The sequence below is a fragment of the Gammaproteobacteria bacterium genome, assembly GCA_028819075.1.
GTDB lineage: Bacteria > Gemmatimonadota > Gemmatimonadetes > Longimicrobiales > Gaopeijiaceae > BD2-11.
On the sequence record JAPPMM010000028.1, the window covers coordinates 229909 to 251251 of the forward strand.

Annotated in this window: 19 protein-coding genes and 1 pseudogene; 9 read left to right on the top strand and 11 right to left on the bottom strand. The window is 68.5% G+C overall.

Features of this window, described 5'->3' with window-relative positions; genetic code table 11:
- Positions 1-41 precede the first annotated feature (41 nt).
- Positions 42-1799, bottom strand: coding sequence for an ABC transporter ATP-binding protein (locus OXU32_07110; protein MDE0073736.1), 1758 nt, complete (start codon positions 1797-1799; stop codon positions 42-44).
- A gap of 223 nt (positions 1800-2022) precedes the next feature.
- Here OXU32_07110 and OXU32_07115 point away from each other — a divergent pair, with 223 nt between their 5' ends.
- From OXU32_07115 to OXU32_07135, 5 genes are all read left to right on the top strand, one after another.
- Positions 2023-3348: an amidohydrolase family protein gene (locus OXU32_07115; protein ID MDE0073737.1), complete on the top strand. Its 1326-nt coding sequence runs from the start codon at positions 2023-2025 to the stop codon at positions 3346-3348.
- On the top strand, positions 3345-4232 hold the full coding sequence (locus OXU32_07120) for a VOC family protein (protein ID MDE0073738.1): 888 nt from the start codon (positions 3345-3347) through the stop codon (positions 4230-4232). The genes OXU32_07115 and OXU32_07120 overlap by 4 nt, the downstream gene beginning before the upstream one ends.
- Positions 4233-4313: 81 nt before the next feature.
- A complete protein-coding gene (locus tag OXU32_07125) occupies positions 4314-5339 on the top strand; it encodes an Ldh family oxidoreductase (GenBank protein ID MDE0073739.1) in 1026 nt (341 codons plus the stop codon).
- Positions 5336-6337, top strand: coding sequence for a M14 family metallopeptidase (locus OXU32_07130; protein MDE0073740.1), 1002 nt, complete (start codon positions 5336-5338; stop codon positions 6335-6337). The genes OXU32_07125 and OXU32_07130 overlap by 4 nt, the downstream gene beginning before the upstream one ends.
- Before the next feature lie 139 nt (positions 6338-6476).
- On the top strand, positions 6477-7010 hold the full coding sequence (locus OXU32_07135; protein ID MDE0073741.1) for a histidine phosphatase family protein: 534 nt from the start codon (positions 6477-6479) through the stop codon (positions 7008-7010).
- Here the strand turns inward: OXU32_07135 and OXU32_07140 are convergent.
- From OXU32_07140 to OXU32_07175, 8 genes are all read right to left on the bottom strand, one after another.
- Positions 6994-8118 carry an aminotransferase class V-fold PLP-dependent enzyme gene (locus OXU32_07140; GenBank protein MDE0073742.1) on the bottom strand — a complete coding sequence of 375 codons (1125 nt, stop codon included), beginning with the start codon at positions 8116-8118 and terminating at the stop codon, positions 6994-6996. The two genes, OXU32_07135 and OXU32_07140, sit on opposite strands and share 17 nt — an antisense overlap.
- Before the next feature lie 63 nt (positions 8119-8181).
- The gene (gene hydA / locus OXU32_07145; GenBank protein MDE0073743.1) at positions 8182-9579 is read right to left on the bottom strand and encodes a dihydropyrimidinase; all 1398 of its coding nucleotides are present in this window, start codon (positions 9577-9579) and stop codon (positions 8182-8184) included.
- 97 nt (positions 9580-9676) lie between these two features.
- On the bottom strand, positions 9677-10336 hold the full coding sequence (locus tag OXU32_07150) for a peroxiredoxin (GenBank protein MDE0073744.1): 660 nt from the start codon (positions 10334-10336) through the stop codon (positions 9677-9679).
- A gap of 180 nt (positions 10337-10516) precedes the next feature.
- Entirely contained in the window at positions 10517-11707 is a 1191-nt protein-coding gene (locus tag OXU32_07155) for a pyridoxal phosphate-dependent aminotransferase (protein ID MDE0073745.1), read from the bottom strand.
- Positions 11708-11715: 8 nt separating this feature from the next.
- Positions 11716-12501, bottom strand: coding sequence for a hypothetical protein (locus OXU32_07160; protein MDE0073746.1), 786 nt, complete (start codon positions 12499-12501; stop codon positions 11716-11718).
- Positions 12498-13325: an SDR family NAD(P)-dependent oxidoreductase gene (locus OXU32_07165; protein MDE0073747.1), complete on the bottom strand. Its 828-nt coding sequence runs from the start codon at positions 13323-13325 to the stop codon at positions 12498-12500. Before OXU32_07165 ends, OXU32_07160 begins: the two co-directional genes overlap by 4 nt.
- 79 nt (positions 13326-13404) lie before the next feature.
- Positions 13405-14634: a DUF819 family protein gene (locus tag OXU32_07170; protein MDE0073748.1), complete on the bottom strand. Its 1230-nt coding sequence runs from the start codon at positions 14632-14634 to the stop codon at positions 13405-13407.
- Between the two features lie 13 nt (positions 14635-14647).
- Positions 14648-15670 carry a D-isomer specific 2-hydroxyacid dehydrogenase family protein gene (locus OXU32_07175; GenBank protein MDE0073749.1) on the bottom strand — a complete coding sequence of 341 codons (1023 nt, stop codon included), beginning with the start codon at positions 15668-15670 and terminating at the stop codon, positions 14648-14650.
- Positions 15671-15804: 134 nt separating this feature from the next.
- Here OXU32_07175 and OXU32_07180 point away from each other — a divergent pair, with 134 nt between their 5' ends.
- From OXU32_07180 to OXU32_07195, 4 genes are read left to right on the top strand one after another with little or no spacing between them, the layout of a single operon-like run.
- A complete protein-coding gene (locus OXU32_07180) occupies positions 15805-17568 on the top strand; it encodes a hypothetical protein (GenBank protein MDE0073750.1) in 1764 nt (587 codons plus the stop codon).
- Positions 17568-18602 carry a TRAP transporter substrate-binding protein gene (locus tag OXU32_07185; protein MDE0073751.1) on the top strand — a complete coding sequence of 345 codons (1035 nt, stop codon included), beginning with the start codon at positions 17568-17570 and terminating at the stop codon, positions 18600-18602. Before OXU32_07180 ends, OXU32_07185 begins: the two co-directional genes overlap by 1 nt.
- A gap of 20 nt (positions 18603-18622) precedes the next feature.
- Entirely contained in the window at positions 18623-19144 is a 522-nt protein-coding gene (locus OXU32_07190; protein ID MDE0073752.1) for a TRAP transporter small permease subunit, read from the top strand.
- Positions 19144-20448 (top strand): TRAP transporter large permease, encoded by a 1305-nt coding sequence (locus tag OXU32_07195; protein ID MDE0073753.1) that lies wholly within the window; start codon positions 19144-19146, stop codon positions 20446-20448. The genes OXU32_07190 and OXU32_07195 overlap by 1 nt, the downstream gene beginning before the upstream one ends.
- Before the next feature lie 53 nt (positions 20449-20501).
- Here the strand turns inward: OXU32_07195 and OXU32_07200 are convergent, their stop codons facing one another.
- Together OXU32_07200 and OXU32_07205 are read right to left on the bottom strand one after the other, a co-directional pair.
- Positions 20502-20915 (bottom strand): PIN domain nuclease, encoded by a 414-nt coding sequence (locus tag OXU32_07200; GenBank protein ID MDE0073754.1) that lies wholly within the window; start codon positions 20913-20915, stop codon positions 20502-20504.
- 272 nt (positions 20916-21187) lie between these two features.
- Positions 21188-21325 (bottom strand): annotated as a pseudogene (locus OXU32_07205) (antitoxin).
- Between the last annotated feature and the right edge of the window lie 18 nt (positions 21326-21343).

Genomic DNA, 21343 nt, shown 5'->3' on the forward strand with positions numbered 1-21343 from the left:
TTTTCAGGCAATGCACCGGAAACGCAAGTCTCATACCGCTCTCAAATCCTCGCCTGGACCGTGTAGAGTTCGTGGTAGCGTCCCCGGCGCGAGATGAGATCTTCGTGTCGGCCACGCTCGACGATGCGGCCTTCCTCCAGCACCAGGATGAGGTCGGCGCGCCGAATGGTCGACAGCCGGTGCGCGATCACCAGAGTGGTGCGTCCCCGCAGAAGCTGGGCGAGGGAAGCCTGGATGAGGGCCTCGCTCTCGGTGTCCAGGCTGGAGGTCGCCTCGTCGAGAAAAAGGAGACGCGGGTTGGCGAGAATCGCCCGGGCGATGGTGACCCGCTGGCGCTGGCCGCCCGACAGCTTGACCCCGCGTTCGCCGATCACGGTGTCGAGCCCGTCCGGGAAGCGGTCGCTGAACTCGGTGACGAACGCCTGCCCGGCGGCGTGCCGCACCTCATCCCCACTCGCGTCCGGGCGCGCGAAGAGCAGGTTTTCGCTGATGGTGCCGTCGAAGAGGAAGTCGTCCTGGAGCACCAGCCCCAACTGGTTGCGGTAGCTGGCCAGCCGCACCTCGCTCAGGTCGACATCGTCAACCAGCACGCGGCCTTCGTCGGGCGTCAGGAAGGAAGCGGCCAGGCTGGCCATGGTCGACTTGCCGGATCCCGAACTGCCCACCAGCGCCACCACGGTGCCGGGTTCGACGTCGAAGCTGATGCCCCGCAGCACGGGCTTGTCTTCCTCATACCGGAAGTGGACATCCTCGAAGCGCAGCCGGCCCCGGATGGACGGCATCTCCACGACCCGCTTCGGATCATCGTCCTCCGTCGGCCAGGAGAGCAGTTCGGCGGTGCGGTCGAGGCCGGCGAAGGCCTCCGTCATCTGGGTGCCGATGTTGGCCATCTGGATCACGGGCGCAATCAGAAAGCCCAGCAGGAAGGTGAAGGAGAAGAGCTCGCCCACCGTGAGCTGGCCCTGAACGATGAGCCATCCGCCGTACCCCATCACCAGCACCCCCGCCATCCCCATGAAGAACGTGCCGGCGCTGGTGACCAGACTGGAGGTGGTGAGCGTCTTCCGAATGTTGCGGAAGATGCGCAGGACGCCATCGCGGAAGATCATTCCCTCGGCCCTTCCGGCGTGGAAGCCCTTGATGACGCGAATGCCGCCAAGCGATTCGGTGAGGCGGCCCGTGACCTCCGCGCGAATCTTGCCGCGCTCGCGAAACGCGGGCCGGAGCGTGCGGAAGGCCTTGGTGGAGATGAAGGCGAAGGCCCCGAGAGGCCCCAGCGTGAGCACCGTCATCGTGGGAGAGATGCTCAGCAGGTATACGAAGCCCACCACGGAGGTGATCACCCCGCCGACGAGCTGCACGAGGCCCGTGCCGACGAGGTTCCGCACGCCCCTGACGTCCTCCATGATGCGCGACACCAGATCGCCCGAGCGCGTGTTGTCGAAGACGCGCACGGGCAGGCTCAGGACGTGCCGCTGCACCTGCGTGCGCAGCTCGGCGATGAGATGCTGCGCTTCGACGCTCAGCCTCATGGTCAGCGTGTACGAGGTGGCCGCCTGCACGACCACCGCCAGCGCCACCGCCCCGAGGAGCCGGAACAGGCCGGGCAGGTCGCCGGTGGCGATCACGTCGTCGATGAGGGGGCGCGTGGAGATGGGAAGGACGAGCCCGGCCAGCCGGTTCATCAGGATGAGCACGAGGCCGAACAGAACCAGCCTGCGCCGAGGCCAGATGATCTCGTGGAATGCGTGCCTGAGGCTGGCGCCGGAGATTCGCTTCTTCCCTTTGTCGTCCGCCACCGGTCCCGTCCCCTGACTCGCGTCCCCTCGGGTAACGTTGCATCTTGCCGGGCGAAAGATGGCGGCAAGCGGGGGTCGTTGGAAGCGGTGAGGGAGGCGGATCGGTCCCGGCGGGTGCGCAACCGGGTTGGCGCGGGCCGTGGCGCATTCCCGAGACGGAGTGATGAGCGATGAAACCAGTCCAGCACGCGAGGGCGGCCGGATGCGGCCGATGCGGAGACCGATGACGTCGATTCGACGCGACACTGGCGGGCGGGCGGCGGCATGGTGGATCGGGACGGTCGCGTGGCTGCTGGCGGGCTGCGGCGGGGGCGGGCCGGAGGGCGGCCAGGGTGACGCGGCTGGTGGACCACCGGGAGGCGGCAGCGCGGAAGAGGGCGTGATCGTGCTGCGCGCCGACCGGGTGCTCGACGGGCGCGGCACGGCGCTGGACGGGCGCGAGGTGGTGGTGCGGGGCGGCCGCATCGAGGCGGTGGTCGAGGCGGGGAGCACAACCGGAGCCACGGTCTACGACCTGTCCGGGGCGACCCTGCTGCCCGGCCTGATCGACACGCATGTACACCTGGGATGGCACTTCGACCGCGAGACCGGGCGGCTGAACACCGCGGCGTCGGCCGACAGCCCCGAGGATCAGGCGCTCTACGCGGCCGAGAACGCGTGGAAGATGCTCCACAGCGGGGTCACTACCGTCCAGAGCGTCGGCGGAGCGGAGGACGTCCCGGTCCGCAATGCGATCGCCGGAGGCATGCTCCCGGGGCCGCGCATCCTCACATCCATCCGCCCGATCAACGCCGGAACCGGCGGGCGGGCCGAGATGCGGGCCCATGTGGACGAGATGGCGGCCGCGGGCGCGGACGTGATCAAGATCTTCGCCTCGGAGAGCATCCGGGTGGGAGGCGGGCCGACGCTCAGCCAGGAGCAGCTCGACGCCGCCTGCGGCCGGGCGCGCGAGCACGGCCTGCGCACGGTGGTGCACGCCCACGGGCCCGAGAGCGCGAGCCGCGCAGCGCGGGCGGGATGCTCGCAGATCGAGCACGGAGCGCTGCTGGACCGGGCCACACTCGAGCTGCTCGCCGAGCGCGGGCTCTACTACGACCCGCACATCCACGTCATCTTCGACAACTATTTCGCCAACGCGGAGCGGTACCTGGGCATCGGCAACTACACGGAAGAGGGTTTCGCGCAGATGCGCGCGGCCGTGCCGGTCGCGCTCGCCACCTTCCAGGAGGCGCTGACCGTCGAGGGTCTCGACATCGTGTTCGGCACCGACGCCGTGGCGGGGGCGCACGGCAACAACTGGCAGGAGCTGGTCTACCGCGTCGAGGAGGGCGGCCAGGACCCGATGGCGGCGGTCGTCTCGGCAACCAGCCTGGCCGCGGAGTCGCTCGGGCTGGGCGGGTCGCTGGGCGCGGTGGAGCCCGGGTACGAGGCCGACCTGATCGCGGTGGCGGGGGATCCGTCCGCAGACATCGGGGCGCTCGGGCGCGTGGTCTTCGTGATGCGCGCGGGCCGCGTGTACCGCAACGATCCCGTTGGGGCGGGGCGATGATTCTGCGGGTCCAGCACATCGGCATGGTGGTGCGCGATCTCGAGGACGCCTGCGCGCGCTTCGAGCGCGTTCTCGGGCTCAAGGCGCGCGATTTCCGCCACGACCAGGGCAAGGGGATGCAGCTCGACGCCCGCATCCTGCTCGGCAACGAGTGCTGGCTGCACCTCGTCCAGAACTGGAATCCGGAGTCGCGCGTGAACCGGTTTCTCCAGGAGAAGGGCGAGGGGCTGGAGCACATCTGCCTGGAGACGGACGATATCGAAGCCGATGTCGCCCATCTCCGCGAGATCGGCGTGAGCGTGTGGGAGGACCGCATTCTCGACGCCAACGACGGCTACGAGGCCTTCGTCTATCCGGACAGGCTGCCCGGCCTCACCATCGAGCTCATCCAGTCGCACGACCGGAGCTGGTACTATCCGCCGGAAGCCGTGGGCGAGCCCGTGAGCGACTCGATGGAACTCTTCCGCCTGCAGCACATCGGGCTGTGCGTGCACGACCTGGCGGACGCGTGCGAACGCTTCGAGCGCTTCTTCGGGCTCGTCGCCCAGGACTACCGCAACGACCAGGGCAAGGGAAAGCAGCTCGACGCGCGCATCCTCTTCCCCAACCAGTGCTGGCTGCACCTGGTGCAGAACTGGGACCCGGAGTCGCGCGTGAACCGCTTCCTCAACTCACGCGGCGAGGGGCTGGACCACATAGCGCTCCAGACGACGGACATCGACGGCGATGTCGCCGGACTGCGCGAGCGCGGGATCCCCTTCTTCCAGGACACCATCTTCGACGCCAACGACGGCTACGAGGCCTTCGTCTATCCCGATCAGCTTCCCGGGATGACGGCGGAGCTGATCCAGCCCCACGCCCACAGCTGGGGGTTCGGGGAGTAGCCGAGCCGCGGACCGGGGAGCACTGCCATCACCTACCACCTGGACGAACGGGTCGCGGTCGAGCGCTTTCGTGAGCCCTCGGTGCGCGGATTCGCCGAAGACGTGTTGCGGGCGCTTGGCGCGAGCGCCGAGGAAGCCCGTATCAACGCCGACGGGGTCGTGACGGCGTCGCTCTGGTGGCATCCGGGACAGCACCAGGGACTCGAGAAGCTCTTTCGCTACGCGCGGCGCATGCGCAACGGGGGGATTCTTCCCGATGCGCCGATGACGTGGGTACGCGAGAGGCCCGCGGCGGCGCTTCTCGATGCAAACAAGGGACTCGGATATGTCGCCGCGCGTCGGGCCATGGACCGGGCCGTGGAGATGGCGTGGCAGGCAGGGGTGGCGATGGTCGGCGTGCGGCACAGCAACCACTTCGGGATCGCCGGCTTCCACGCCAAGCGGGCGGCGGACGCGGGGCTGATCGGGATTTCGATGACGAACGCGGGCGCGGAGATGGCTCCATGGGGCGCGACCCGGCCGATCCTGGGCACGAACCCCTGGGGCATGGCGGTTCCGAGGGCCGGCGGGCGCGACCCCATCGTGCTGGATATGGCGCTGACACAGTCCGGCAAGGGGATGATGCGCTGGCTGAGGCGCGCGGGGCTGCCGATGCCGGATCACTGGGCGCTCACGCCCGCGGGCGCGCGCACGAGTGATCCGGACGCCGCCATGAAGGGCCCCCTGCTCCCCATTGGCGACTACAAGGGCTACGGCCTCAGCCTCATCACAGACATTCTCACGGGCGTGCTGACGGGGTCGCTCTTCGGGGCGCAGGTATTCCAGGACGACGAGAACTACGATGTGGCCCATACCATGATCGCCGTCGACATCGAGGCGTTCATGGCGCGAGGGGAGTTCGAGGACAGGCTCGAGCGGCTGATCGCGGATGTGCTCGGCGCATCGCCGATCGATCCGGACAAACCGGTTCAGCTGCCCGGGCAGGCGGAACAGGAGCGCGCGCGGCATCGACTGAAGCACGGCATCCCGATGGATCCGAAGACGGTGGTGCGGCTGCGGGCGCTGGCCGAAGAGCTGGGGGTGCCATTCTCACTGGAGCGTACATGAGTAACGAAACGCTGGTGATCGGGAGCGCGGAGACGTCTCCCGGGACGATCACCCGGGGCGTGATCCCGGTCGGATCGGACGTGGCGGCGGTCGCGCGCGAGATTCCCATCCTGATATGCCGCGGCGCATCCGACGGCCCGATCCTGTGGATCAACGGCGCCACCCACGGGGACGAACCCGAGGGCGCGCTCTCGATCTTCAAGCTGTTCGCGACGCTCGACGCAGCCGAGGTGCGCGGGACGGTGGTCGGGGTTCCGGCGATGAACGTGCCCGCGTTCGAGGCGGGCAAGCGCGGCGATCCGCTGGACACCTTCTCCTACGACATGAACCGCATCTATCCGGGGCGCACCGACGGCTACCCGACCGAGCGGGCGGCGTGGGCGCACTGGCAGGCCATGAAGGACACCTGCGACCTTCAGATCGCGGTGCATTCGGGGGGAGAGCACTCCTACCTCGCGCACATGATCTTCGCCTCCGACAACCCGCCCAGCTTCGAACTCGCGGCGGCGATGGGGCCACAATGGGACCTAGTGTTCCGCAGCGGCGTGGGCGGTGCCAATCCCTCCTCGAAGATCGCCGAGCTGGGCAAGGCCGGGATCACGATCGAGCTGGGGGGCAATTGCCGCACCCTCACCTCCGACTTCCATGCCGTGGCCGAGGACCTGGCGGGCAGCTACCGCAACGTGATGTGCCACTACGAGATGCTCGAGGGCGAGGCGCGCCATGCCGCCAGGTGGCGCATGGGGCACCAGCAGGCGCTGCTGGCTCCGGCGTCCGGGATGTGGGTCGGCGAGCCGAACGTGCCTTTCGAGACGTCGATCCCGGCGGGAACGCCGCTGGGACGGATCTTCGATCTCTACGGCGATGAGTGCGCTGCAGTCGTGGCCCCGCAGGAGGGCGTGGTGTTCGGCCTGCGCTCGCGTCCCGCGGTGATCGAGGGCGAATGGTGCTGCTTCTACGGCATCATCGACGAGGTGCGGGACGACCTGCTGGGGTAGGAAGCGGCTGATCCGAGGCTCGACGGAGCGCCAATCCTCCCGGCTTTGCCGGAGAAGCCGAATGCTATCGGATGAGATACTGTTGATCCGGCACGCCCGACCCCGCTTTGACACCCGGGCCCGAGTCCGGACGTTCGACATGCGTGACTTTCTTGCCGCGTATGAGAGCGCAGGGATCGATCACCGTCACACGGATCCGCGCACGCGAAAGACGAAGACCTATTGTAGTGACGCGAAAGGGGGGGAGTGCAGAATCCTGACAAGCAACTCGCGGCGCTCCATCGAGTCGGCCAGGCTGTTCTTCCCGCATATCGAGGAAACCACGGGCGACCCGCTCTATCGCGAAGCGGAATTGCCGGCCAGGATACCTGTCCCCGGCTTGTCATTGCCATATTCCGTCGCCGTTGCAATTGCGCGCAGCCTTTGGATGCTGGGACTTCACCAACAGGTCGAAAGCTACGCCATGGCCAGGGCGCGAGCTCGGCGTGCTGCCGAGAGACTTGCGGATTCCGCGACCGAGGGCGGCCGCGTGGTGCTCGTTGGTCACGGGTTCTTCAACCGGCTCATCGGACGTCAACTGAAGCGAGCTGGTTGGACCCGAGCGCACAATGAAGGCAACGGCTATGGCGCGTCGACGAGGTTCGTTCGTCGCGCCGTCACACGGTCTTCCTGAGCGCACTCACGAATTCGTCAGCTTCCTCCGCGGTGTTGTAGAAGTGCGGGCTCGCCCGAACCACGCCCGGACGGCTGTCCACGATGATTCCGCGGCCGGCGAGGTGCTTGACCGCGTCCGCCGGTGCCGGATGACGAACCGGGACGATCGCCGAGCGCTCATCCGGGTCGCCGGCGACACGGGGAGCGAAACCGGCGGCCCGGCAGCCGTCGATCAATCGTTCCGTCAGCATCACGTTCCGGGCCCGAATCGCCTCGACGCCGGTTTCGTCGATGATGTCCTGCCCGCCGAGCGCCGTGTGGACCGTGGCGAGCGCGGGGGTCCCGAGCTCGAAGCGGCGCGCATCCGCGTGATATCGGAATTCGCCGGGGTTGAAGCGAAACTGGTCCTCTGTGGCGAACCAGCTGGTGATTCTCGGCTCGAGCGCCGGGATAAGGTCCTCGCGCACGTACAGATACGCGAGCCCCGGGCCTCCGCAGAGCCACTTGAGCGGGCCGGCAGTATAGAAATCTACGCCGGTCGCCGGGAGATCCAGAGGAATCTGGCCCGCGCCCTGGTAGCCATCGACGAGGCAATACGCGCCCGCCCGATGCGCGATCTCGGCGATCGACTTCAGATCGAGGATTGCGCCGGTCGTAAAGAAGACATGGCTGGTGGCGATGGCCAGCGTGCGCTCGTCGACGGCGTCCTCGAACTGCTGCGGGTCGACCCGGACGCCGTCCGGACTCTCCAGCACGACCATCTCCACGCCGGGACGGACCTTCCACTGGTACAGGAGCGTGGGAAAGTCGAGCTCGGTCGTAACGATGCGGTTGCGCGTCGTCCAGTCCAGGCTCTCGGAGATGACCGCGAGGCACGCGGAGGTGGATGGCATGAGCGCGACGGCCCCCGCGGGGGCCGCGAAGAGATCCGCGACGCGATGCCGCAGCTCCGCGAGCAGCCCCCACCAGTGCTCGTACCATGCCGAGGCGCCCATATCGTGCCAGCGGTCCAGAAAGTCTTGCAAGCGTTCCTCGGCGCGGATCGAGAGTGCGCCCAGCGAGCAGGAGTTCAGGTAGTTGCGGCGATGGAGGATCGGGAATTGCGCGCGGATGCCGTCCAGGTTCACGGATCAGTCTCCGAACCCGGCTCGGACTTCACGGGGCGGACCACCGCCACGACTTCGGCACGCTCACGGCAGCGCCGCCGGATCAATCCGCCCGCGCTCGGCCAGGCGTCCCCTGCCCCGCTCCGCGACCGGCTCCCCGCGGTCGACGATGATCTCACCGCGCGAAAGCGTCCAGGTCGGGAAGCCGCTCACCCGCATCCCCTGGAAGGGGCTGTAGTCTACCGCGGAGTGGAGCCTGGCCGCATCGATTTCGGTCTCCGCCTCCGGGTCCACGACGATGACGTCGGCGTCGGCTCCGGCGTCCAGCGTGCCCTTGCGTGGGTACATTCCGAAGATGCGCGCCGGATTGGTGGAGGCGAGTTCGACGAAGCGCTGGGGCGAGATCAAGCCGGTCGACACGCCGCCGGCGAACACCAGGGGGAGGCGGGTCTCGATCCCCGGGAGGCCGTTGGGGATGCGGGTGAAGTTGCCGCGCCCGGTGGTCTTCTGGTCGTGGTAGCGGAAGGGGGCGTGGTCGGAGGACACCTGCTGGATCGATCCGTCCGCCAGCGCGCTCCAGAGGGCGTCGCCGTGCTCGGCGGCGCGCATCGGGGGGCTGCACACGAACTTGGCGACCTCGAACCCGCCGCAGGGGTCGTAGACCGTCTCGTCGAGCACCAGGTACTGCGGGCAGGTCTCGGCCACAACCGGTTCGCCGCGCTCGCGGGCGGCGGCCACATGACCCGCCGCGCCCGCCGAGGTGACGTGCGCGATGCAAAGGGGAGCATCCACCACCCCGGCCAGCATGATGGCGCGATGGGTCGCCTCCGCCTCCACCACCGGGGGGCGGCTGGGGGCGTGGTAGGCGGGACCGGTCTTGCCGTCGCTGAGGTGCTGGTTGATCAGGTACGTGACCGCACAGTCGTTCTCGCAGTGGACGTAGACGAGCCCGCCGTTGGCGCCGGTCGCTTCCAGCAGCCGCAACAGCCCATCGTCGTTGACGATCTTGTCGCCGTACGTCATGTAGACCTTGAAGGAGGGGAATCCTCCCTCGATCAACTCCGGCACTTCGGCGATGACATCGTCGCGGACATCCGTGACGATGGTGTGAAAGCCATAGTCGATGACGGCGTCGGGCGCGATTTCGCCCAGGCGCCTGTCGCGCGCCAGCGCCAGCGTCTCGCCCCGCCGCTGCAGCGAGAAGTCGATGATGGTGGTGACGCCCCCGCACGCCCCCGCGACGGTGCCGGTATGGAAGTCGTCGGCGGTGGTGATCCCCAGGCGGTCGATGGGGTGAGCCAGGTGCGTGTGGGTGTCGATGCCCCCGGGCATGACCCAGTGGCCGCGCGCGTCCAGGACCTCGCCATCGGTGGTCAGGTCCTGCCCGACCTCCGCAATCCGCCCGTCGCGGATCAGGACGTCGGCCGGCTCCATGCGGTCGGCCGTTACCACGGTGCCGCCGGCGATCAGCAGTTCGCTCACGGGCGCTCCCATGTGCTCATGACCCCCGGACCCGCGCATTTCCTGGTGTGCGCGAGCCCGGGGGCCGGTGAATGCCTCTGCGATGACCCGGGTATCGCTACTCGGGCTGCGGAACGATGCGGATGTAGGGAAGCGGCTGTTCCCAACCGTCCGGATACTTCGCTTCCGCGTCCTCGTTAGACACGGTAGGGAGGATGATCACGTCCTCACCGTGCTCCCAGTTGGCCGGGGTGGCGACCTGCTTGTTGGCGGTGAGCTGGCAGGAATCCAGAAGCCGCAGGATCTCGGCGAAGTTCCGGCCCGTGCTCATGGGATAGGTGAGCGTGGCCTTGATCTTCTTGTCGGGTCCGATGATGAAGACCGAGCGTGCCGTGGCGTTGTCGGCCGGAGTCCGTCCCTTGCAGGTGTCGCCCGCATCGGCCGGGAGCATGTCGTAGAGCTTGACCACGCTCAGCTCCGGGTCGCCCACCAGCGGATAGTTGATGGCGTGCCCGCCGAACGACGCGATGTCGTCCGACCAGGCGTGATGGTCGCCGACGCCGTCCACGCTGATGCCCATGATCTTGCAGTTGCGGCGCGTGAATTCGTCCTTGAGCGCGGCCACGGTGCCCAGTTCGGTGGTGCAGACGGGCGTGAAGTCCTTCGGATGGGAAAACAGGATCGCCCATCCGTCGCCGATCCAGTCGTGGAATCGGATGGTGCCCTCGGTGGTCTCGGCGGTGAAATCGGGTGCTTCGTCGTTGATTCGCAGGGTCATGGATCCTCCTGGTTCCGGTTCGGGTGCGGATGCCGGCGGGCTCGCAAGCGTAGCCGCCGAACCGGGACTACGCCACACGGGGTTGCCGGTTCCCCACGACGCGCGGCCGCTCGCGGACCGGCGCGATCTTCCCGTTCCATTCACTCTCGCGGTCGGAAGCCGAGCTTCCATCCAGCCATCCTACAGGCTGCTGGCGAACTTCCGTATGCGCTCCATCGACTCGAGGATGCGTGCCTCGGGACACAGGAGCGAGACCCGTACCCAGTTGCGCCATCTCGCACCGAAGGAGGCCCCGGGGAACATCAGCACGCCCGCCTCGTCCAGGAGCCGGTAGCAGAAGTTCTCGGCGTCCATCCCGAAGCGCGAAACGTCGGCCCACATGAACAGGCCTCCCCCGTGGGGACCGTGCGGGACCCCCAGCTCGGCGAAGCCGTCGATCAGCGCCTGGCGCCGGCGCCGATACCGCGCCAGATACTCCGGACGCGGGTCCGGATCGGCCTCGAGGGCGGCGAGAGCCGTGTATTGCGAGAATGCCGGACAGGGGCCCGACGTCGTGCTCTTGATGGCCTCCACCGCGTCGATGAAGGCCGGTGGGCCGACCAGGTAGCCGACCCGGAAGCCGGTCATCGCGTAGGCCTTGGAGAATCCCGAAAGGACAACCGAACGCCCGCGGGCTCCATCCGCGGCAAGCAGCGAGAGGAACGGCTCCTCGCGGAAGACCACGTCCTCGTAGATCTCGTCGGACACCACCACCATGCCGAGGTCGGCCGCGGCCCCTGCCAGATCGCGCACGCCCTGCGGGCCTACGCAAGATCCGGTCGGGTTCGAAGGATTCACGAATACGAGGAGCTTGCAGCCCTGCGCGTGCTTTCGGAGTTCATCGCCCCCGAGTTCGAAGGGGCGGTCTCCACCCGTGGGGACAGGCACGATGTCGCCGCCCGCGGTCCCGATCGCCTGGTCGTAGGAGCTGTAGCGCGGGTCCTGGCAGGCGACCCGGTTGCCCGGGTCGACGAGCGCCAGCATGGCCAGGAACAGCCCCTCCTGGGCGCCGTTGGTGATGGCGATTTCGGTGGCGGGATCGACCTCCACGCCCTTTTCGCGGGCGTAGCGGCGGGCGATGCCTTCGCGCAGCGGGAGCAGGCCGCGCACCGGGCCACCGTCCCCTGTGGCCATCCCCGCGCCCGCCGCTTCGGCGAAACGGGCAAGGCCGTCCTCGACAATCGCCGGCTGGGTGTGCAGATCGGGATCGCCGCGCCCCAGCGAAATGACGTTCTCTCTTTCTCGCGCGAGCGCCATCATCTTGTAGCGAAGCGAGGTTGCCGCCTCGCCCTTGCGCAGCGAGGCGGAGCCCGCGCGTTCCCGGGACTTCATCGGGGCGCTCATGGCCGCACCCCCAGCGCCCACAAGGCGGCGCGCTGCGACGGAGCCGGCGAGCAGATCGACGACGCCTGCTTCCACTTGGCGATGCGCGGCCGCACGGCGACGGGAGCGGCGACGAAGCCGAGGGAAAACGGGTGCATCCCCTCCAGGCCGTGCAGCGAGCCGATCACGATGGCGTCGGCGGGGGCGGAGGCAGCCTCGGCCTGGCCGCCGAAGAGGCGGTCACCGATCGCATGCACCTGAACGAGCCGCGGGGTGGCGGGCGCGTTCCCGTCTTCGGGGATTGCCGCCCCCGCCTCGTATTCGATCAAGTGAAATGCCGCCTCGGCTTCTGACGCAGCATCGGTGCCGGGTTCGGTCACGCGCACCCGCATCCAGTCGAGCAGGCGCTGATGCCGACTTCCGGACTGTGCGACGATGGCGGCCCCCTCTCCGCCGCCGAGGCCCAGGATGGTCGCGAAGAGCGACTCTCCTTCTCCCTGGGTGATGAGCACGCCATCGGGTTCGCGAGCGGGGAAGCCCAGATCGGGCAGGGCCTCGCCCACCCGCCGGCGCAGCTCCCCCATTCCGGGACGGTCCGGGTAGTGGGTTTCTCCGGCCAGCAGGTGATGGCGCAGGCCGGCGAGCAAGCCCTCGCTCGGACCTGCCGTGGTGGACCCGGACGACCGGGCGGACCCGGCGCTCGCGAAGGACTCCATCGCCGTCCTCGCCCGTTGCGAGACGGCCGCCTCCACGGCGCTCCCTGCGCTTCCCTCTGGCAAACTTCCGTGGCCTGATTCGGTCATCCAACAGCCTCCGGCGTGTATTCGGCGATTTCGTGAATGCGCTTCATCACTCCCCGCGTGCCCCACTGCTCCAGCGCCTGCGTCAATGTCCAGGCGTCGAAGCGGCAGCCGCTGATCCGGCCGCGCAGCCCGGCGAGAAAGAGGAACGCGGGTCCCAGTCTAACGGGATCCCGCCAACCCGCGCGCGTGGCCGCATCCGCGCATTCCGCGTCCCGTTGCGTCAAGGAGGTCGGCTTGATGGGCAGCCCCGGCGTCACCGTGTTGGCGCTGATGGACGACCCCGCCAGCTCGAGCGCGAGGCATCGCGTAAATGCCTCCATGCCGAATTTGGAGGCGCAGTATGCGGCTTGGCGTGCGAACGCGCCGGTCCCCGCGCGGGAGGAGACGTTGATCACGGATCCGCCCTCCTCCCGCAGGAGCGGCAGCAAGTCCCTCGTCAGGAACACCGGGGCTTCCAGGTTCACGCTCATGATACGGCGCCAGTGTGCGGCGTCCATCGATGCGACAGGCTCACGTTCCAGCACGCCGGCGTTGTTGACGATGACGCGCAGCCTGCGGGCTTCCCTGCGCAGGGTACGTATCAGTCCATTTCGTTCATCCTCGCGCCCGAGATCGGTGACGAGAATGTGAGCTTCACCTCCCGCCGCGCGGATGTCGGATGCAGTCCACTCGAGTTCCTCCGGCACCTCGGCAACCAGCCATACCCGCGCGCCCGCCGAAGCCATCGCCTTTGCGATGCCGCGACCCAGGCCTCGGCCGGCTCCCGTCACGAGGACGTCGATGCCCGCGACGCTTGGCGGACGTGGAATGCTGGATGCGGGCATGCCTTATCGAGAGGTGCGCGCACGTTGGTTGGAGGGGATGCGGGCCACCGGTCCCGGATCGGCGGACCCGATCCCCGCACTAACCCACAAGCGCATCCACGACCCGCGCGCAGAAGAAGCCAAGGTAGTTCCCGAGCGCGTATCCGAAGATGCCCACGATGACCGCCGGGGCCACCAGCTTGTGCCACTTCATCGCCATGCCGATGGCCAACGCCGAGCCGGGCCCGCCGATCGCGGCCTGGCTGGCGATCGAGACCGTGGCCAGATCGATGCGGAAGAGCCACCCGATCCCGTACGCGACGACGACGTGGATGCCCATGATGACGATCATGAAGCTGAAGATGGGCACGCCGGCGTCGACAATGGTCGCCAGATCGGAGGCCGCACCCAGCGCGATGAAGAAGATGTGGAGGGCGAAATAGGAAAGGACCTCGGCCCCGCGCAGCTTCCTCACCCACGGAAGCTGCGCCACGATGAGCGCAATCGTCGTCAGCCAGAGGACTTCCGGCACGTCGCTGAAGAACTGCACGAGTCCGTACCCCGGTGAACCCACCGACATGGCGGCAAGCTGCTCCGCGAAGGCTTCACTGATGATCCGTGCCAGCCAGAGCGCGACCAGGGGAAGGCCGCCCAGGATGGCGAAGTCCGTGATGCTGATGTCGGTGTCGGTCCAGCGGCGGCGCATCGTCTCTTCCTGCGCCTCCTGCTCGGCCCTTTCCGCGGCGTCGGTGGCTGGCGCCGTGGCGAGTCCGGCACCGCTTCGGCGCAGGAAGATCGCCGCCAGAACACCCGCCAGCCACACCTGAAACAGCAGGTACGGGACCGTCGACATGTTGTCGGCCAGCGCTGCGGCAGCGAAGGTGCTCGGCTCGACCTCGAGCCCCTGTCCGACGGCGGCGAAGTTCATCCCACCGCCCGCGAAGGCGGCCGAGAACGCCCCCGAGAGCTTCCACGTCTCCGGTCCGACCCATCCGGCCATGGTCGCGCCCGCCACCGCCCCGCCAACGAAGCTGCCCCCGCACGCCGCGAGATACGCGATCAGCAGGGGCCTTCCCGCATGGGCCAGTTCCTTCATGTGCGTGCCCATGATGACGAGCACGATTGCGTAGGGGATGGCGAAGGTGAACACGGCTTCGTGCGCCGGCCCGGTGTGTTCGATGACGCCGACATTGGCGAGCGTGATGCCGAGCAGGGTGCACACGACGGCGGAGCTGATCTTCTTGATGACGTCGTAGCGCTCTTCCAGCCAGCGCGCGAAAGCCACCACGGCCAGCATGAAGGCGATAACCAGCAGCGGGTCTCTCAGCATGGAGGCTCCGGGCTCAGGGTTGTGGATGGGTACCGTTCACCAATCCCCGCACCTCCCCGCCTCCGGCCACCGCGACCAGATTCGCGACCACGTCGTCGATCATGCCCCGCTGCCCGCCACCGGTCCCGCCACCCACATGGGGTGACAGGAGCACGTTTGGCGCATCGGCCAGCGCGCTGCCCTCGGGCAACGGCTCGTACAGGAAGGCATCCAGCCCCGCCCCGGCGATCCGGCCGCCCCGAAGGGCGTCAGCGAGCGCATCTTCATCGACCAGCCCGCCGCGCGCGGTGTTCACCAGGATGGCCGTGGGCTTCATGAGCGCGAGGGCCGCGGCGTCGATCATGCGCTCCGTCTGGTCGGTATGGGGGGCGTGCAGGCTGACCACGTCGCTCGCGGCGAGGAGTTCCGGGAGCGGCACGGAGCGCGCCCCGACCATCTCCTCGTGCTCGCGGGGCAAAGGCGAGCGCTTGTGGTAGACGACTTCCATATCGAACGCGCGCGCGCGCCGCGCGACCTCGAGCGCGATGTCGCCCAGCCCGACCAGCCCCAGCGTCCTGCCGTGGAGCTGCCAGACGTCGGGGTAGCGCAGCCAGTTGAAGGCGATCCTGCGCTCCGTGGTGCGCACAGGCTCGACGCCGAGTTCCAGGTATTCCGCATCCCGGGTGCCCATATGCCCCGGCACCAGCTTGCGGTAGAGGCCCAGCATCAGCGCGACGGTCTGCTCCGCGACGGCGATCGCACCGCGGTGCGGGAGCACCGACACCGGCACTCCGGCCGCAGCCGCGGCGTCCCGATCCACCGCCCAGGGCGCCCGCCCCTGCACCTGAATCAGGCGAAGGCCCGCGGAAGCGCCGATCAGGTCCGCGCCGATGCGCCGCTTTGCCGTCACGAGGGCGTCCGCGCCGGCCGCGGCCGCGCGCAGTGCCCGTTCATCCATCCCGCCGCCCCACGTCACCTCGACTCCGGCCTCGTCCGCCGCTTGCTGGAAGAGGCCCTGGATCCAGTCCGCAAGGGGTTCGATGTGGAGTGCTCGCACGGTGGAATCCCGTTGGCTATAGTGGCCGCGAATGGGGGCGGAAGAGCTGGCGAAGCGATGCATGCGCCCCCGGGGAGAGGCGCGCGCATGAGAATGGGGGGAAGCTCGGCGCTTATCAAGCGGACCATGCTGCCATGAGACCGGACCAGGGTCTCCGCTACGAAGCCACCGACCCGGTCGCGCGGCCGGTCGGTCTCGGGCTCGGACTGCAGCTCGCCATTCTCAGCCTGAACTCGGCGGTGCTGCTGCCCACTATCGTCTTCCGGGCCGCCGACGCGGAAGGATTCCTGTTGTGGGCGGTCTTCGCCGGCATGCTGGCGTGCGGCGTCATGACCGCGGTGCAGGCGATCCGGCCGGGACGTCTCGGCGCCGGCTACCAGATGCTCCACGGTGCCTCCTCGCCGTTCATCGCCGTGTGCGTCGTGGCTCTGGTTCAGGGCGGGCCATCGTTGCTCGCGACGCTGGTGGTGGTGTCGGGACTGGTGCAGGCGGCGTTCTCCGAGCGCCTTGCCCTGCTGCACCGCATCCTCACCCCCGTGGTCACGGGCACGGTGATCATGCTTCTGCCGGTCACGGTCATGCCCGTCCTTTTCCGCATGCTGAACGACCTGCCGGCCGGTGCCCCGGCCGTGGCCGGTCCGCTGTGCGCCTGCGCGACGGTGGCGACAGCCGCCGGGATCCACCTGAAGGGCACGGGCAGGCTTCGTCTCTGGGCTCCCGCCGCCGGGCTCGCGGCCGGATCCGTCGTGGGCGGGTTCTTCGGGATCTACGAGGTCGGGCTCGTGGCTGACGCAGCCTGGATCGGGTTGCCGGCGGGCCGTCCCCCCGGGCTGGACCTGAGTTTCAGCCCCGCCTTCTGGGCGCTTCTTCCGGCCTTCCTGTTCATCGCCCTCGTTGGAGCAACCAAGTCGGTGGGGGTCGCGGTCGCCACCCAGCGCGTATCGTGGCACCGCGCGCGCGCCGTGGACTTTCGCTCCGTACAGGGTGCGGTGGCGGCCGAGGGCGGCGGCAACATTCTGGCCGGCCTGACCGGCGGGATCCCCAACACCCTGCATCCCACGCCCATCGCTACGATCGAGACCACCGGCGTGGCCGCGCGCAGCCTGGGCGTCATCGCCGGGCTCGCGCTGATCGCCCTGGCCTGCCTGCCCAAGCTGGTCGCGGTGATCGTCGCGATGCCGGACTCCGTCGTGGCCTCGGCGATGGCCGTCATCATGGCCACGTTCTTCGTGGTCGGCATGCGCGAGGTGGTCTCCGGCACCGGCAGCAATCCGCGAAACGGCCTCATCGCCGGACTCGCGGTCTGGGTCGGCATCGCCGTCGAGTTCGACGTTGTCTTTCCGGACTTCTTTGCGAACTTCGCGGGCGGCCTCTTCAACAACGGCATGACGGCGGGAGGCACGATCGCCATCCTGCTTGCCGTCCTGACGATGCCGCGCGTGGCGCGCTTCAGCGGGCGGCTCGACGTGGCCGAACTGCCCGGGATCGGCGATTTCATTCGCAGGTTCGCCCGCCGCACCGGCCTGGAGGCGTCGGTGGAGCGCATGGAGGCCGCGTGCGAGGAAACCCTGCTGATGCTCCTCGAGCCCCACGGCGCAGGCGGGTCGCCGGGAGACGAGCCGGCGCACGGACAGCGCGCCCTCCTGGTCACGGCGTACTGGGAGGCCGGGCACGCCGTGCTGCAATTCAAGGCGGCCGCTGCGGGACAGGAAGAACTCAACCTCCAGGATCGGCTGGAGTGGCTCGGGGACGAGGCCCGGGCCGAACCGGCGGAAACGGAAATCTCGCTGCGGCTGCTCCGGCATCTGGCTTCGTCCGTCCGGCACCAGCAGTTTCGCAACGTGGACATCGTCACCCTGAGGGTTGCCCCTGATCGGCAGGCGGGGGAACGGCGCTGATGCGTTCGAGTGTTGACTCACGTCGACGTCGGCCGGCTCGCATCGCCGCGCTGATCCCTGTCCTGCTTCTCGTGGCCTCCGCCTGTTCGCCTTCCCCGGATGGCGGTCCGGGGCGCAGATCGCTCGTCCTTGCGCACTTCGTGCCGCCGCTCAGCACCTTGAGATCCGGGGTCGTGATCCCGTTCTCGGAACGACTGGAGCAGGTGTCGGGAGGCAGGCTGACGGCGACGGAGTACATGGGAGGCGCCCTCGGCTCCGATCCCCGGAGATACTATTCCATGCTGCTCGAGGGGGTGGCGGACATAGCCATGGTGATCCCCGGATACACGGCCGTGACGTTCCCCAGAACCACGCTAAGCGCCTATCCGGGGATCTGCGGCACCGCGATCGAGTGCACGGCCGCGCTGCAGCGCGCCGGCCCGGTCCTCGAGGAGGAGTACGAGGCGAAGGTCCTGGCGATGTGGTCCACCACTCCCCCCGTGCTCCTCACCCGCGAAAGGCCCGTCCGAAGACTGGAGGACCTGCAGGGGCTCAAGCTGAGGGTCTCGTCGCGCATCGAGATGCCCTTTGTCGACGCACTGGGAGCGACCCCGGTGATGCAGCCCGTCTCGGAGATTCAACAGAACCTGCACACCGGCGTGATCGACGGCGTCGTGATCACCGCAGGGGGCATTTCCGCGTATCAGTTGCAGGAGCCGGCCGAATACCTCACCACATGGCTGCCCCTCTCCGCGACTCCCTTTTCACTGCTGATGAATCGCGGCGCCTACGAGTCGCTCACCGCGCAGGAGCAGGGCTGGCTGGACGAGGCCGCCGACTCCTGGCTGTCGGAGTCGGGGGGGCAGGCGTACGAACTCGCCGGGGCGCGCGGCATTCGGATCGCCCGCGAGGCGGGTGTCGAAATCATCGATCTCTCCGAGGAAGAGAAGGCGCGTTTCCTGGAGGCGGTCGCTGATGTCTACCAGGCGCAGCTCTCCCGCAGGATCGGCGACGCGACGGTGGCCGAGATCATCGATCTCTTCCGCGGCAATTGATGCCCTCGGACCAGGACCCGGTGCCAGACCGCAGTCGGGTCGACGAGGCGCCTCGCCGGTGGCTGACTGCCGCGCTCGCCGTCACCGGGGGCGTGGCGCTGCTCCTGCTCCTGGGCGTGACCGTGGTCGAGGTCGTCGCGCGCCACCTCTTCGGGGCTCCCCTGCTGGGCGCGGAGGATCTCACCTCCATGGGCCTTACGGTGCTCGTGGCCGCCGCGGTAGTCTGTGCGGCCCAGGAGGGAACACACGTGTCCGTCGAGCTCATCGAGCGCTTTGCGGGCCGTGCCGTCACACGGGCAACCGACGCCCTCGCGCGGGTCCTGGGGGCTGCTGCGGCGGCGGTCACGGCCGTCGCCCTCTTCGCCAACGGCAGTTGCGGGATCGAGTGCGGCGAGGTCACCGGCACCATCGCCATCGTGCACACGCCGTTCTACTACGCGCTGGGCGCATGCATGGCAACGTACTCGCTGTTGCTCGCGTCCCGGCTGGTTCGGGGGCGGGCCGCGCGTGAGGAGGACGACTCGCGGGCCAGGGGCATCTGATGGAGGGGTCCGCGGCCGCATTGCTCGGCGTCGTTGCCCTCTTCGTTCTTCTGCTGATCCGCGTGCCCGTCGGGCTCTCCATGCTCATCGCGGGCGCGGTCGGCATCGCGCTGATCCGGCCCCAGGCGGTGCTCCCCGTCATCGCGGGGGAGACGTTCGCGGTGTCATCGCGGACCGCGCTCACCATCATCCCGCTCTTCATGCTGATGGGGAGTCTGACGGTGGCCTCGGGGATGAGCCGGGACCTCTACCTGGCGGCCAACCTCTGGCTGGCCCGCATCCGGGGCGGCCTGGCCGCGGCATCGATCGTCGCGTGCGCGGGCTTCTCGGCTCTGTCCGGCTCGTCGCTGGCCGCCGCCCTGACCATGGGGCGCGTCGCGCTGCCCGAGATGCGGCGCTTCAACTACGACAAGTCGCTCGCGGCCGGGGCCGTAGCGGCGGGTGGCACCCTCGGCATCCTGATTCCGCCCTCGGCCGGGCTGGTCCTGTACGGCATCCTCACCGAGCAGAGCATCGGCCGCCTTTTCATGGCGGGACTGCTTCCCGGGATTCTGCTCGCGGCGCTCTTCGTCCTGACCGTCGTCATCATAGCAACCCTTCATCCCGAGCGGGCGCCCCGGGGAGAGCCGGAGAACGCACCGGGGAAACGAGGGCGCACGCCTGCGGGGGCCTGGTGGATCCTGGGCCTCGCCGTCGTGACCCTCGGCGGCATCTACGCCGGCATCTTCTCCGCAATGGAGGCCGCGGGCGTGGGCGCGTTCCTCGCCCTGCTCGCGGCCCTGGCGCGTCGTTCCCTGACCCGCGACGCCCTCGGCGAGCTCGTCCTTTCGACCCTGCGGGCGTGTGGCACGGTCTTCCTGATCCTGATCGGGGCCTACGTCTTCAAGGTATTCCTGGGATTTACCGGAACACCGTTCGCCATGGCCCGCTGGGTGGGCGATCAGGGATGGTCGGGACCCCAGGTGGTGGCCCTTGTGCTCGCGATGTTCATCGTGCTGGGCACCTTCCTGGACGGCTTCGCGATCCTCGTTCTGACGATTCCGCTGGTTCAGCCGATCCTCACGTCACTGGGCGTCGACATGATCTGGTTCGGCGTGATGATCGTCATCACCCTGGAGATGGGGCTGATTTCGCCGCCCGTGGGGCTGAACACGTTCGTGGTGAAGGTGGTGGCCCCGGACGTTCCCATGGGCGCGATCTTCCGCGGCATCATTCCGTTCTGGTTCGCGATGCTGGCGATGCTGGTGCTGCTGGCGCTCGTGCCGCGGATCGCAACGTTCCTGCCGCAGGCGATGTTCGGGTAGGCGGTTTCCCCGCCCCGGCGAGGGCCCGGAACGGACGCTTTGAGCGCGATCCGTCAGCGTTCGCAGTCGCTCTCCGGCTCCACGAGCTCCAGTTCCGTGTGTCGGGCGATCATCTCGAAGTCGCGGTTGCGGGCCAACAGCGGACGGCCCTCGTCGATGGCGCTGGCCGCGACCATGCAATCAACCATGGAACGGATCGTGCGTCCGGCGTGGCGGCAGGTGCGGTAGACGAGGGCGCCCTGCTGGAAGTGTCCCAGCGAATCCGGGACGAGGATTTCGAAGCGGGAGATCAACTTGAGCAGCTGACGCGCCTCGGGCTCCGTTCGGCATCCCGCCAGCAACTCCATCACCACCGAGGCAGGCGTGGCGATGGGTCGGCCCGCCCGGACCGCGTCATCCAGGAACAGGTCGAAGGCGCTCTCTGTACGCCGCAGGTATTCGACCCACGCCGAGGTGTCGACGATCACCAGATGTCAGGGGGGCGATCCCGGCCCATCTCGTCCAGATCCCCGTCCCAGCCGACCCCACGCATGGCGAGCGCCTCCTCCTTCGTCATCGGCACGATCGCCTGACGCAGGACCGCCTCCTTCACGGCCGCGGTCCAATTGCGCAGCCCGTAGCGCTGTCTGACCGCTTCCAGATCGGCCTCGGGCAGCCTGACTTCAAGGCTGACGAACGGGTAGTGGGCGGATTCGGGGATTTGGTATGCCGGGCGGGCTTCCCGCACCGCGGCCGCTCCCCCGCGCAGCTCGCGCTCCCGCGCTTCGCGCAGCGTCCTCCGGACCCACGCGGATACGGTGACGCGATTCCGCTTCGCGGCGTCGCGAATCTCCTCGAGTTCCGCCTCGGACAGCACCACCTGCAGTCGCTTACTCATGATGTGAGTATGATATAC